The sequence below is a fragment of the Gordonia otitidis NBRC 100426 genome, from assembly GCF_000248075.1.
Lineage (GTDB): Bacteria > Actinomycetota > Actinomycetes > Mycobacteriales > Mycobacteriaceae > Gordonia > Gordonia otitidis.
In genome coordinates, this window is the sequence record NZ_BAFB01000090.1 from 1 (window position 1) to 12,764 (window position 12,764).

Annotated in this window: 9 protein-coding genes; 5 read left to right on the forward strand and 4 right to left on the reverse strand. The window is 58.7% G+C overall.

The window, feature by feature from the left end:
• On the forward strand, positions 1–1,203 hold a 1,203-nt coding region (locus GOOTI_RS08745; RefSeq protein WP_007238213.1), incomplete at its 5' end, for an ABC transporter permease.
• A gap of 53 nt (positions 1,204–1,256) precedes the next feature.
• Here GOOTI_RS08745 and GOOTI_RS08750 read toward each other — a convergent pair.
• The 4 genes from GOOTI_RS08750 to GOOTI_RS26110 all read right to left on the reverse strand — a co-directional run bounded on the left by GOOTI_RS08750 (position 1,257) and on the right by GOOTI_RS26110 (position 5,606).
• Positions 1,257–2,546 carry a hypothetical protein gene (locus tag GOOTI_RS08750; protein ID WP_007238214.1) on the reverse strand — a complete coding sequence of 430 codons (1,290 nt, stop codon included), beginning with the start codon at positions 2,544–2,546 and terminating at the stop codon, positions 1,257–1,259.
• Between the two features lie 3 nt (positions 2,547–2,549).
• The gene (locus tag GOOTI_RS08755; RefSeq protein ID WP_007238215.1) at positions 2,550–3,413 is read right to left on the reverse strand and encodes a glycosyltransferase family 2 protein; all 864 of its coding nucleotides are present in this window, start codon (positions 3,411–3,413) and stop codon (positions 2,550–2,552) included.
• 295 nt (positions 3,414–3,708) lie between these two features.
• Positions 3,709–4,356: a DUF998 domain-containing protein gene (locus GOOTI_RS08760; protein ID WP_169315800.1), complete on the reverse strand. Its 648-nt coding sequence runs from the start codon at positions 4,354–4,356 to the stop codon at positions 3,709–3,711.
• Between the two features lie 8 nt (positions 4,357–4,364).
• Positions 4,365–5,606: a hypothetical protein gene (locus tag GOOTI_RS26110; RefSeq protein WP_007238217.1), complete on the reverse strand. Its 1,242-nt coding sequence runs from the start codon at positions 5,604–5,606 to the stop codon at positions 4,365–4,367.
• A 224-nt stretch (positions 5,607–5,830) separates the two neighbouring features.
• Here GOOTI_RS26110 and GOOTI_RS25065 point away from each other — a divergent pair, with 224 nt between their 5' ends.
• The 4 genes from GOOTI_RS25065 to GOOTI_RS27040 all read left to right on the forward strand — a co-directional run bounded on the left by GOOTI_RS25065 (position 5,831) and on the right by GOOTI_RS27040 (position 12,637).
• A complete protein-coding gene (locus GOOTI_RS25065) occupies positions 5,831–7,003 on the forward strand; it encodes a glycosyltransferase family 4 protein (protein WP_233425456.1) in 1,173 nt (390 codons plus the stop codon).
• Positions 7,000–9,057 (forward strand): glycosyltransferase, encoded by a 2,058-nt coding sequence (locus GOOTI_RS26115; RefSeq protein ID WP_007238219.1) that lies wholly within the window; start codon positions 7,000–7,002, stop codon positions 9,055–9,057. The genes GOOTI_RS25065 and GOOTI_RS26115 overlap by 4 nt, the downstream gene beginning before the upstream one ends.
• Positions 9,054–11,480 carry a hypothetical protein gene (locus tag GOOTI_RS24730; RefSeq protein WP_138985226.1) on the forward strand — a complete coding sequence of 809 codons (2,427 nt, stop codon included), beginning with the start codon at positions 9,054–9,056 and terminating at the stop codon, positions 11,478–11,480. Before GOOTI_RS26115 ends, GOOTI_RS24730 begins: the two co-directional genes overlap by 4 nt.
• Positions 11,481–11,752: 272 nt before the next feature.
• On the forward strand, positions 11,753–12,637 hold the full coding sequence (locus GOOTI_RS27040) for a glycoside hydrolase family 16 protein (protein ID WP_083835880.1): 885 nt from the start codon (positions 11,753–11,755) through the stop codon (positions 12,635–12,637).
• Positions 12,638–12,764: the final 127 nt, after the last annotated feature.

Below are 12,764 nucleotides of genomic sequence, written 5' to 3' on the forward strand. Positions count from 1 at the left end.
ACCCTGACCCGCCCCCTCGTGCAGTTAGTCGTCGTGGTGGCCAGACGAATCGGTGGCCCGGGACAGCTTGCCGCGGTCAACACCGAACGCGCTCCTCGACGAGCCTGGGCGACACTGATGACCGTTGCCGTCGCGATCGCGGTCGGAATGGGGACGTCCGGTGCGCTCGACAATCTCGTCGCGTCGATTTCGCATTCACTCGACGGCCTCGGTGACCCGGACTTCTATATCTCGTCGACGCCGCGTGACGAGATCCCGGCCGGCACAGCGCTACCCGCCGCCATCGCCGACGAGGTGCGTGACGTACCCGGTGTGTCGCGGGTTGTCGGGGCGCAGTGGGCGAACGTCAACGTCGGCGAGGCCAGGATTCTCGTTCAGGGCCTCGAACCCGGCTCGACGGCGCCGTTTACCAAAAAGGCCACCCCCCAGGCCCTCCACGACGTCCAGGAGGGCCGCGGCATCATCCTGTCAGGTGTGCTGGCACGGTCTCTGGACGCTCAGGTGGGCTCCACACTGCGGATGGCGTCGCCGACCGGATACCACGATCTTGTCGTGCGGGACGTCGTCGACTACATCTCCATTGATTCAGGTACCGCTGCGATGTCCAATACCCTGCTCGCGCAATGGTTCAACCGATCCGGCGATTCGTATCTGCAGATCGATGTCGCACGGGACGCGGATCGAGCCGAGGTGCAGCAGCAGTTGCAGCGCATCGTCGACTCTCATCCGACGCCGCAATCGGGTACCGCGTATCTGTACACGGGGGCGCAGGCCCTCGAGGCCACGCAGCAGCAGGCACAGCAGGCAGGTGCGTTCACGGTCGCGATCCAGTGGATCGTGTCGCTGGCCGCAGCGATCGCGTTGCTCAACACGCTGTTGCTGTCGGTGTTGGAAAGGCGCCGCGAACTCGGTGTGCTGCGCGCGATGGGTGCTTCACGCCGGTTCATCTCCCGGATGGTGGTGGCCGAGGCGGGAGCGATCGCGGTGGTCGGAACGGTCACCGGACTCGTCATGGGGACGGGGCTGCATTTTCTGGCCGACAAGATCCTCTCGGCGACCACCTCGCTGGACATCGCGTACTCGCCGCGGCCGTCGACCCTGCTGTTCGTAGCGGTGTCGATCGTGCTGTGCCTCGTCGGGGCCTTCGTGCCCGCCGTCCGAGCGGCCCGCATGAACATCACCGAGGCGATCGTCGAGGAATGACTTGCGGTGATCTCGACCGCTCGGACCCTGTCTCGTTCGAGATGACGACTCGGTTAAAGGAGACGGACGTCGGTGAGACGTGTCAGGTTGCGCACCAGCGGAGCGACAGCGAAGACTGCGACGACGCCCTGTGCGATGAGGAACCACATCCCGACGACCACTAGCCCTCGGTCGGTGGGACTGATCGAAATACCCACCAGCACGATGGCTGCTGAGAGGCCTTCGAGAACAACAGCCAACCGTAGCTTTCGTAGAACCCGCGACGACGCCTGGTAGAGGATCAACACCACCGCCAACGGAACGGTTAGTGCTGCAAAATACATGAGCGCCCGACCGTTCACGTAGTAGTCATGTCCTACCAGTTTCAACATGAGCGGTCCGAGGATGCCGAGGCCTAAACCCGCCAGTACAGCTAGCGAAGTGAGTATGAGTCCAAATCTACGTAGGAGGTGAACCGAGGATTCGGGTGGGCAGGTACTGACCGCCGCGACGAAGGGACCAACAAGCATGTGCATGACGATCACTGCGGCGCTGATGACGGACCATGATATGGCGAAGTAGGCCGACATTGTGATTCCGAAGCGGGCAACGACGATGAGGGGCATCGCAAGGGGGATGGCTGTACCGGCAACAACAAGGCCTAACGATCCGAAGAAGAACGACCACAGTTCCCTCACTGGCGGCAGCGTCGACGCGTGCCCGTCCTGCGCAGCTCGCCGCATGCGTTTGCTGGTCACAAACGCGAGGACGGCGCCAGTCACTAGCGCTGGTAGCCACCATGAGAACACGATCGCAAAGGGGGTTGCGGCCGTGGCGATTCCGACGAGCATAAGCAATTTGGCACCGGCGTGAACGATATTCTTAGCGGCGCTCCACCGTGCAACACCGAGTCCGGTGGCGACGTGGTCCTGCAAGGCGTAAATACACATCGTTGCCTGAAAGACTGCGTACGCGGCCAGCTCGCCACTGCCGTGGACCACGTGGTTGAGCGGACCTGCCGTCGCCAGGATCACCGAGAGACACACCGAGAGAAAGACTGTGACACACTGCCCGCCGAACACTAACGAACGGACGTCAGCGTGTGCATTGCCAAGAAATCGCTCGTACATGCCGCCGAGAGCGGCTGACGACAGGGTGGAAACCATCGTGGTCGTGTTGATCAACACCGACGCCGCGCCTACTGAAGCTGCCGGAAACAATCTTCCTGCCGCGAACCAGAATAGTAGGCCGAAGACACCCGTTACTGCACCCGAGACCGCGACAGCCACGGCATTCCGTGTGAATCCGCGGTCCACACCTGCTTCGTCGATCCCCACTGCGTCGTCGCGAATCGACACCATCATGTGCTACTGCGGTACAGAGTCGGACGCGGTCACAACGATCCCAGTTGCTGATTCCTTGCGGCTTGCGGTCTTCGCAGCTCGCTGGGCTCGCGACAAACTGCCAGCTACGCGACGATGTCGAGACCATTCGGAGAATATTGTCCGCAGCACCCGTGTGCCGTCTCGCACGGCATTGAGATTGCTGGTTCCGTGAATGCGATCCTGCTCAAAACTGGCTACCTCTGTGATTCGCAATTGTGCTGCGGCAACCCGCACGTTGATGAGAGTCTCGATTTCGAAACCATCACCCCATTGCGCCTCGTGTGTCGTGGTGTCCGGTAAGTCGAGCACGTCGCGCACATCGCTCCACAGCGCGTTGTATCCGTAACAAAGGTCGGTGTAGCGAGTGCGGAAGAGGACATTGACAACACTGTTCAAGCACTTGTTCCCCGCTGAACGCAGGCGAGTGATGTCCGACGACCCTCCGCCCTGAATGAAGCGTGATCCCTTCGCGAAGTCAGCGCCCGCGCGCAATGCAGAGACGTACTCGTCGATCTCTTCAGGGTTGGTCGAGCCATCAGCGTCCATGAGCACGATGATGTCGCCAGTCGCCGCTTCGAGTCCGCAGGCAAGAGCATTGCCCTTGCCTCTGCGGGACTGTTTCAGAATCGTGGCCGTTGGCCACAGGTGCTTCGCGACTGCCGCGGTGTTATCGATGGAAGCACCATCGACCAATACGATCTCATCAACCACATCGGGCATACGTGCGGCGACGAAGGGAAGGTTCTTGGCCTCGTTCATCGCCGGAATCAAGGCTGTGACTCGGGGGTTCTCGATGTTTCGTAGGTGGAACGTGCCGAGGCGATCTTCGCGCGGCTGAGCAGCCATGGGACGTGTCTCCTGAGGTGGGATGGGGTGGGCGTGAGCGCCGAACGCGCACAAAAAAGCTGATGGTGTAATCGAATCTTCGAGTGAGGTCTCAGTACTCGGCAGCGAGTCGATAACATCCTCACACAGAAAGTATGGTTCGTCTATTTCAGAGAGCCAATTCGAACAAACTTTGGGTGAATTGATCTGCACGGCAGTGGCGCAGGTCACGGGCTGTAATTCGTTCGAAGGAATTCGTTCGAGACAACGTTGTCTCGATGCGGGTCACGGCGTGTAGTGGATCACACGAGGAGAGTTAGTTTTGGGTTGAGTCACGGGAGTGCTTGCTACGCCGAAGGATTAATGCAATGGCGATCAGCGCAAGGAGGTAGAACGACTCCATGACTCTTTGGGTGAGTCCCCGCACCGGCTCGATATTGGTGGCATGCACAACCCACCCACAGCTGGCCGCGATACTCAACCCGATCGCTATAGCGTTGAGAACTGTTGGTACTTGGTCTCGTAATGCGTAGAAGGCGATATAGAGAGTGGTCACCGGTCCAAAAGCGAAAGCCATGTTTGCCGCTAGTCCGTGAATGAGTGGTGAACTGTCGAGGTGAAACCACGAGAGGATGAGCATGCCCATACCGGATACGCAGAGTCCTCCGGCCATCACAGCGTCGAGCACACCAAGCTGTACCCAGATCAGCGTTCCCGCGATCAAGCACAGCGCCGCGAGTGCTATCGACGTATTGACCATGAGATGGTTGGGCGAAGCCGCTGTGCCCAGGTCGCTGACGTATTGTTTGATTCGCGAATATTCGGGCCAACTGGACGACGCGATCTCTTCTACGGCAACCAGTTGGATCGTTGAAACCCACAGAGCCGTAGCGATATTCGATAGGCGATAGGTTCTGGTGTTGCCACCTCGCGCGCCCATTCGTAGTTCTGCCTCCAATGCCATCTCGCGATTCACCCCACGTTCATCGAATCGAGTAATCGAATCGACTCGTGGGCCACTGCGTTGACCACGTGCTGGATGGCGTCCCGCGCGAAAACATTGTTGTGGAACGACGCGATTTCCTGCACGCGTCCCAACAGGCGACCACCTGCGAAGGTTATGGCCTGCGGATCCGCTGGGCTGACGAGTCCGATGTAGGTGGGGGGTACCGAGTGATCGGTCTTCCATGGCAATTGTTCCAGTGCCGGTGGGCGCCCTAGATCCGTGATAGCGATGTTCGGCCTGGGCGTGACGGGTATCTCGGTAGCAGTCTGAGGTACCCGTGACCGCAACCGATCGAGTTGGATCATCCCAGTTGTGGCCGCTAGCGTGACAGCCGCACTGCCACTGCCGGTCACATGTTTGAACGATTCGGCAACCTGGTTCGGGTTCGCGGGATCATCGATCACGAGATCAACGCCGGCGGCGAAGTTCGACGTCACAAGTGACCCTTTGGGGAGGTAACGCCGACCGTCGACCAGTAGCTTGATTGTTGGGCGGGGTTCGAGTCCGACCTCACGCAACGCACGAACCCGCAGTGCGGACTGAAGCGCCACCAAAGAAACTCCGGGAGCATTCGCGTCTCGCCATTCCATCAGCGATATGAACGACTCCGGCTTGCCGCGCGCGAAAGCAACGTCGAACGATGGTGTCCACGAACGTACTTCGTCATCCGAAACACTCGAAGCTGGCTTCCTGCCCAGCTTCAATGCGGTGTCCAGCGGCAGTCGAGGATTCGTCGTGAGGGCACCGAAAAGGGCCGTCGCGAGCGGATGGCGAACCTTGGGCGCCCGCTGCCAAGGAGCTGGCTCACCCGGCGCGCCGAACAAGGCTGCGCTAAGACCGATTGTCATGAATCCGTCGCCGACGCCGTGGTCCAGGTAGATGAAAATCCAGTCCCCGGCCAGTGCGACCCATATCGGAGCACGGGCCGGGGGACTCGCTGCGAGGGCGCGCATCGTGTCAGCCACTTCGGCTTCGCCGACGGGTTCGAGCTCAACGACCGCAGCATCGAGGAATGTTGGATCAAATGCCCATTGTCGACTCCGGATGTTTGGAATGAGTCCAATCCTGCCTTGTGCGCCAGAAGTACCAAGGCCTCTGAGGACAGTTTGGACCCGTTCCTTGCCGCCATGGTCAATTGGTCCAAGCGCGGACAGCGTCCATTGGCCGGCCATTGCTACGTCGAGATTGGTGGCACTTGAACGGCCCACTTATCGATCCTCATTCCATTCCAGCCAATGCTCCCGGGGTCTTCTGATCCACGAGAGGTGCACCGCGAGCAACTCAACGCAGAGATTAATCGAAACATCGTCGTCCGGGGGTGGCGAGGGCTTCGCTAGGACTGTCGGTTCGCGATCAAGCCGTTACGCTACCCGCATGTCAATGATCGCGCAGTGGACGAAGCGGTCTGTGGATGGCTGATCGAAGCGGTCACATGCTGAATGTCCTTGCAATCACCTTGAGTTCTTCGCCTGGCGGGACAGATAGAAGTCTGCGAAGTCTCGCTCTGGCATTTCAGGGATCAGATGTCTCTGTGACGCTAGGTGGCCCCGGAAGATCGAATCTCGAGTCCTGGTGGACCGGATCCGGGTTGCCGTATCTGCCGCTCGCACTGCCGGACCGTGTGGGATTCACCACTTCGGGAGGGAAACGGACAAATCCGCTGGACCTAATCCGGGCCGGAGCGAGGACGGTCGGGTCGGTGCAGACGATACGCAAAGCTGCAGCACCGTTTGATGTGCTGCACTCCAATTGGTTGTTCACACACGTAGACACCGTCCTTGCAGGCAGGCTGAGCAAAAAGCCGGTCATTGTGGAATTACACGACATCGTGCCGCCGGGTCCTGGTCGTTACATCTTGACCGAGGCGGCGTCTAGAGCATCGGTCTCGATCTCGGTCAGCGACGCGGTAAGAAGACAACTTGGCAGAGCGGCCCAGGGAAATGCTGTCACCATCCATCAAGGCATCGACACTGCAGTGTTTCGACCAGGTGCGAAAGATGCGGCGTTGAGGGCTCAGCTTGCACAAGGCGATACGAGTGTGACGATTGCGGCGGTGATCGGACGCCTCGATCCCGGCAAGGGAGTGGAGTACGCGATTGATGCTGTAGCAATTGCTAACCGTGACTTCGGATGTGATATTCACCTCGCTGTACTCGGTGCACCGGCGGTCGACGACGGCTCTTATGCCGAATCGATCCGCGCGCACGCGCAGAGGGTCTTGCCGAACAAGCACACTTTCTTACCACCACGTGAAGATGTAGTGAACATTCTCCGATCAATCGATCTCCTACTCGCTCCTTCGATTAACGAACCGTTCGGGTTGATCGTCGCTGAGGCACAATCAGTGGGTGTGCCGGCTGTGGTCAGCGACTCGGGTGGACTTCCCGAATTCGTGCTCGACCGTGAGACGGGCTATGTCGTCACAGCTGGAGATCCTCTGTGTATTGCTCGAGCGATCAACAATTTGCTGTCCGACCCGATAAGTGCTTCCCTGATGTCCGCTGCGGCACGTGACCATATGGTCAGCGGATTTGATATTCGACGAAGGGCAGAGAGAGTGCGCGAACAGTATTGGTCCGTAGTATCAGGAGAATATCGCTCGTGAACGCAACATCCCCTGAGCAGGTCGAGAACCCTTATTCGCTGAGCGTAGTAGTTTGTGTCTACACGTATAAGCGTTATCAGTCAGTGGTTGCACTCACGCACGCGATCGTGGCACAGGTCGCTCCTGATGACGAACTCATTCTTGTCGTTGATCACAACGAGGACTTGTTGTCGCAACTCGCTGACGAGCTTGGCGATTATGCACAGGTCATAGCAAATTCCGCACCACGGCAGGGTCTTTCCGGTGCGCGGAACTGCGGAGTCGCACACGCGCGGGGAGACGTGGTGGTATTTCTCGACGATGACGCTCTGATCGGGCCAGGTGGTCTGGAGAGCGTGCGCCGCGCATTCATCGATCCGCGTATCCACGCAATCGGTGGAGAGGTGCGTCCCGATTGGGAGGGCGGTACCTCACCGTCGTGGTTTCCCGCAGAGTTCGGGTGGGTTGTCGGTTGTGACTACCGGGGTCTCCCTGCGAGCGGGATGAGCATCCGCAATCCGATAGGTGCGGCGATGGCTGTTCGAAAGAACACCCTCGACCGAATAGGTGGTTTCAGTGACAGTTTTGGCCGCGTCGGCGCGCTACCGGCGGGATGTGAGGAAACTCTTATGGGTATCGAAATCAGAACGAAGATTCCCAACTCCGACATCGTAAGGATCGAGGGGTTCAGCGTCGAACACGCAGTGCCTCGCAGTCGACAGACACGTCGCTACTTCCTGAATAGGTGTCTGCATGAGGGCAGATCGAAATCTTCTCTGTCGCACCAGGTTGGGTCGTCTCGCGGGTTGGAAAGCGAGCGGACTTACGTCAGTCGCACACTACCGCGCGGAGTGCTCACCAACCTCGCTGCGGTGTCCCGCGGTGATTTGAGCGGGGTAGATCGTGCTGTCATGATTGTCTTGGGACTCATCGTGACTTCGTGGGGGATGTTCGGTATGCGCGCGGCGGTGACGAAAGCGCGTCCGCGCGTGGAATCGCAAGGAGTTCGTGAGTTGGATCCGATTTCTCCTGACGAGCTCGTGACCGTCGTCGTGGCCACAGTGGGCCGAGCGAGCCTCCGCGCAACTGTGGAATCTCTGTGTGCGCAGACCTATAGAAATATTGAGATAATCGTTGTTGACAACTCGCTGCTTCCTGAATCGCCCTTGCCACGTATCCTTTCCGGAATTTCAGACCACCGGTTGAAGACAGTGGTGGAATCCGTGCGAGGTGTGTCAGTAGCGCGTAATGCGGGGATAGCGGCTTCCTCGGGAAGGCTGATTGCGTTCACGGACGACGACGCGGCAGCATACGAGAATTGGGTCCAAACTCTCGTCGATGCTTTCGCCAAGGACGACACTGGCCGACTCGGCGCAATCACCGGACGGGTCACGGCCGCCGAGCTGAGCACAGTCGAACAGCAGTGGTTCGAGGATGCGCAGGTTTTCGATAAAGGCCTGATGCCGGAGGTGTACACCTATCCGGCGGAGCCGGAGCTGGTCTCTGCTCTGGGAGCGAGTGCCGATCCGTCGATGTTCTTCCCATGGACCTGCGGCGAGGTAGGCAACGGCAACAACATGGCGTTTCGTAGAGAGGCGCTTATGGAGATTGGTGGATTCGACGAGGAACTGGGGCCTGGTACCCCGACGAGAGGCGGCGAAGACCTCGACCTCATCCGTCGCGCGCTTCTCGCAGGATTCGCCGTGGCGTATCGTCCCGATGTGCTGGTTGTGCATCGCCACCGGAGTAGCTTGTCGGAGTTGCGCAGTCAGATGTATGGGTACGGTGTCGGAATGTCGTCGGTGCTGACGAAACTAGTGATTACCGGATATCTCAGTCGGATTCTCGCGATCGTTCCAGCAGGCTTCAGATTTCTTGTTAGTGCGGATTCGGCGCGAAATGAGAAGAAACCCGACGGCATGCACCGTAGCCTTGTCCTCTACGAATTGGCCGGATATGTGAATGGTCCACTAATGTATCTCCGCTCACGGTTCGGAAGAGTGCGCAGACAACGCAGTGCAGTGCTTCCGCATGTGAAATCTATTCATGCGACTTCGTCAAGTGAGCTGACGTGACGATCGAAACGTGCCCTGCCGCCGCAGGGCTAGAAGATGAGCAGCACGGGAACGAGCGCTCACGGCCGGCGCCAACTCTTCGCATGCACACTTCTACGCTGGCCTTGCTGTTTTCCGCAGCAATTTGCGTCCTGGTGATGATACTGTCGTTCTCTGCGTTGGCTGGCGTCTCAATCTCGGTACCCGTCTGGATGCGCGCAATCATCATGGCGACTGCGGCCTTCAGCATTCCCGGTATACCCATCGCTAGCTTCTTTCGGCTCCCTGGTTTTGCGCTGAATGTGAGTATTGCTGCTCCACTGTCGGTTTCAGTACTGATTCTCACCGCACAGACTCAGATCGTACTGGCCTGGTGGCATCCCGAAGCAGCAGAAGCCACTGTCGCTAGCGTCTCGCTCACACTCACAGCATTGGCCTACTATCGATGTCGGCGATTAGGCGATTACGGTCGCGTTGTGGCGCTACGTTCACCAGCGTGGCAGCCGCGGATCATCTGGATTGCGGTGCTGATCGCCTCGGTGATCCTCTTTGTGAGTGCAGCTCAACGCTTCGACCCGGCGGTTTCGGGTGCGACAGGGATCATCACCCACGTAAGTCCCCTATACCTGGTCGCATTGCTGCTCATCGCGATCACAATTGTGGTGGTGTACACCTCGAGAAGGTTCGATATCACGCTAGCCGTGCTTACTTTCGCCGTGACCGTAGTTGTCACGTCGATGTACACCGCAATCGCCGCCGGCACGGCCTCGTTCCCTACGGCCTACGCACACCGAGGTTTCGTCGACATTCTCAATCGGCTTCAGCATCTGCCTCCACCGTCAGACGCGAGATTCAGTTGGGCGGGATTCTTCGCGGGTTCAGCCCAGCTGGTGCGCGCCGGTGAAATGCCCTCGGCAGATGCATTCCTGATCTGGGCTCCGGTGGTCAACAGTCTTGTCTGCGCAGCACCCGTTTTCTTGATCGGCCTCTCGATCACCCACAGTAGGCGTCTCGCTATGCTGGGAGCCACCATCTCCGCCCTGTTCAATTGGTATCAGCAGGATTACTTCTCGCCGCAATCAATCGCTAGCCTCATCTACTTCTCGATGCTCGCGGTGCTGCTATGGCAATTGGGACGTCGGGCGTTGCCCGACACCGCGAGTCCGAGACTCCACCTAATATCAGCCGCGTGGGTTTCCTGGGCGCAAGCGCACCGCCCGATCGGTGGGCCACGCGCGATATTCGATGCGCTCCGTGGCTCATTGGGCGATATGCCACCGATTCTTCCTCTCCTGAGAGAAGTGCCATCCTGGCTCGTTGCCACCGTCAGGCGCACACCGGCCAGGGTTCCCGAGCGTGGCGCTCTCTGGGAACTCGGAATGGAACTGATACTCGCTATCACGTTGGCTGCGTTGGTGGTAGAACACCAATTGACCCCGATGGCCGCGATCGCGGCGCTCCTTGCGTTCTCGGTGTTCGGGATGACTCGCTATCGCCTGCTGTGGGTGGTCGCCATTCTGCTTTTCGTTGCCTGGTTCAGTTTCGGGGCAAGGACCTTCTGGTACGGGCATCTGCATTCGGTGCTGGGCGATGTCGGGCAAGTGGCAAACGCTGACAGTGGTGTCTCAAGGCGGTTGGGTATGTCACCCGACTATACGCGTATGCAGTACCTGAGGTTGATCTCGTCTGGATTCTTCGCATGTGCGGGATTCTTCGGCTGGGTGTTCTGCCTTCGCAAGGACAGAATGTGGGTTGCGGCCGGATTTTTGACGATAATTCCGTTCGGGCTGGTCATGGTGCAGAGCTATGGCGGCGAAGTGGTAATTCGCGCTTTCGTGCTCTCGGCGCCGATTCTCGCGCCGTTGGCCGCGTTACTCGTGGCAGCGATCTACACGCGGGCGGCCGACGGCGCTCTCCATCCGCTACGAAGGGTGAAAAAGGACGGTCGAAACGCGGTGCCACAGTTGGGTGCGCGCCGAGTGCGGATCGTCCAGGCCGCTTCAATTGTTGCGGTACTCATCGCCTCGCTCGTACTGGTTGCCAACCGTGGCCTTAACACCGCTATCGAGTACACCTCGCGCACTCAAGAACGTGTCAGCCAGAAGCTAATGAGCAACGTTCCCCAAGGATCGACCGTAATGTTGTGGTGGGCGAACTCGACTCTCGCTTCGGGCAGGCTGTTCAGCGGTGTCTCGGTCCTGACGGTTGATTCGCTGAAGTGTTTGGACACACTTGCCGAGTGCACGATTTCGAAAGACCCGGACTACATTGTCTCAGTACCGCAGACTGACGCAGCGCTGCGCTACCAGTATGGCTATCCGACGGACTGGATCGAGTCACAGATGCAGCAACTGCTCGACGCAGGTTACTACCGAATCATCTATAACGACCCGAGCATCGTCGTCCTTAGAAACATAAAAGACCCTAGTGTGGAGCTCAACTGACATGCAGCAATGGATTCTGGACAATGTGGGCCGACTTCCGTACGCAGTCAGGATGTACGGAAGCCAAGTTGTGTTCAGCGTGAGTGCTATGCTGCTGGTCCTTGCCTCGGTTGTGCGTGAGATCGAACTAGGGCCTGAGGGAAAGATTGGGCGCGGCCCCGTCGCTCGAATACTGACTGTCGCGTTGGTAGTTCTTATGGTCTGCGCTGCCCTACTTACCGCGTACCGCCTTTTCTCACAGGCACTTACTCCCGACGTGACGGGCTGAGGAGATGCCTTCTCGCTCGATCAATGACCTTGTGCAGTCAAAGCTTTTCATTTCATTGTGCATTGGCTTGTGCATAGTCGTTGCTGCGGGAGTAGCGATTAATGTAGTCCCGGATCGGCAAGGGTCAGCGATCGTTCCCGCGAATGTCCATGATTGCAACGTCACGCCCGTCGCTGGTACCACCAGCGCACCAGCGACGGAGATCAGAGCTTGGCCTGGGTGGAAGCCGGCCTTGGTAGACGACTTCAACCGCTGTGTACTAGGACCCAACTGGAGTTCTTACAGCGGGAAACCAGGCGGCAATCCTAACAGCGAGTGGTCGCCGTCGATGGTCAGTGTTTCGGGCGGTATGTTGCATCTCTCTGCTCAGCAGCAGAACGGCAAGTGGTTCACGGGCGGTGTAGCGAACATCGGCAATGCACAGTCCTACGGGCGGTGGGATGTGCGCTTTCGCATCCCGGCAAGCGACGAGATCAGTTTCCACATGTTGCTCTGGCCCAAGGATAATGTATGGCCCCCGGAAATTGACTTCCTTGAAAGTACTGACGGGACACGGCGTAGTGCTTCTTCGGCATTGCACTACCGCAATGCCGACGGGTCGCAGGGTAAGATAATGAAGAGTGTTCTCGGTGACTTCACAAACTGGAACATTGCGACCGTTGAATGGGGCCCAGGCGCGATCAGGTTGTCGCTAAATGGAAAACCCTGGCAGGTCATCCAAGACAAGCGAGTGCCCTCGGTGCCGATGTGGTTGGCAATGCAGATCGAGTCGGGCGCGTGCCAACGCAACAAGGAGTGGGGTTTATCCCCGTGCCCGCGAGCAGGAACTCCCCATGAGTTGGCGATGGACGTCGACTGGGTCACGGTCTACAAGCCCAGCTGGACGTGACGTGCTTGAACACCCGATTCCGCTTATCATTGATTCTTATACCCAAACCCAGGATCTTTCGTGCCCCAAAAGAGGTGGTCACTTCATGCTCGCACGCGGAATGCGCCGGTTAATGATAGTCGCTTTC

What these genes read in the sequence shown, in the direction of transcription:
- GOOTI_RS08755 (WP_007238215.1), bottom strand. Translation starts at nt 3,413, where the DNA reads ATGGCTGCTCAGCCGCGCGAAGATCGCCTCGGCACGTTCCACCTACGA.
- GOOTI_RS27040 (WP_083835880.1), top strand. Translation starts at nt 11,753, where the DNA reads ATGCCTTCTCGCTCGATCAATGACCTTGTGCAGTCAAAGCTTTTCATT.
- GOOTI_RS08750 (WP_007238214.1), bottom strand. Translation starts at nt 2,546, where the DNA reads ATGATGGTGTCGATTCGCGACGACGCAGTGGGGATCGACGAAGCAGGT.
- GOOTI_RS25065 (WP_233425456.1), top strand. Translation starts at nt 5,831, where the DNA reads ATGCTGAATGTCCTTGCAATCACCTTGAGTTCTTCGCCTGGCGGGACA.
- GOOTI_RS08760 (WP_169315800.1), bottom strand. Translation starts at nt 4,356, where the DNA reads ATGGCATTGGAGGCAGAACTACGAATGGGCGCGCGAGGTGGCAACACC.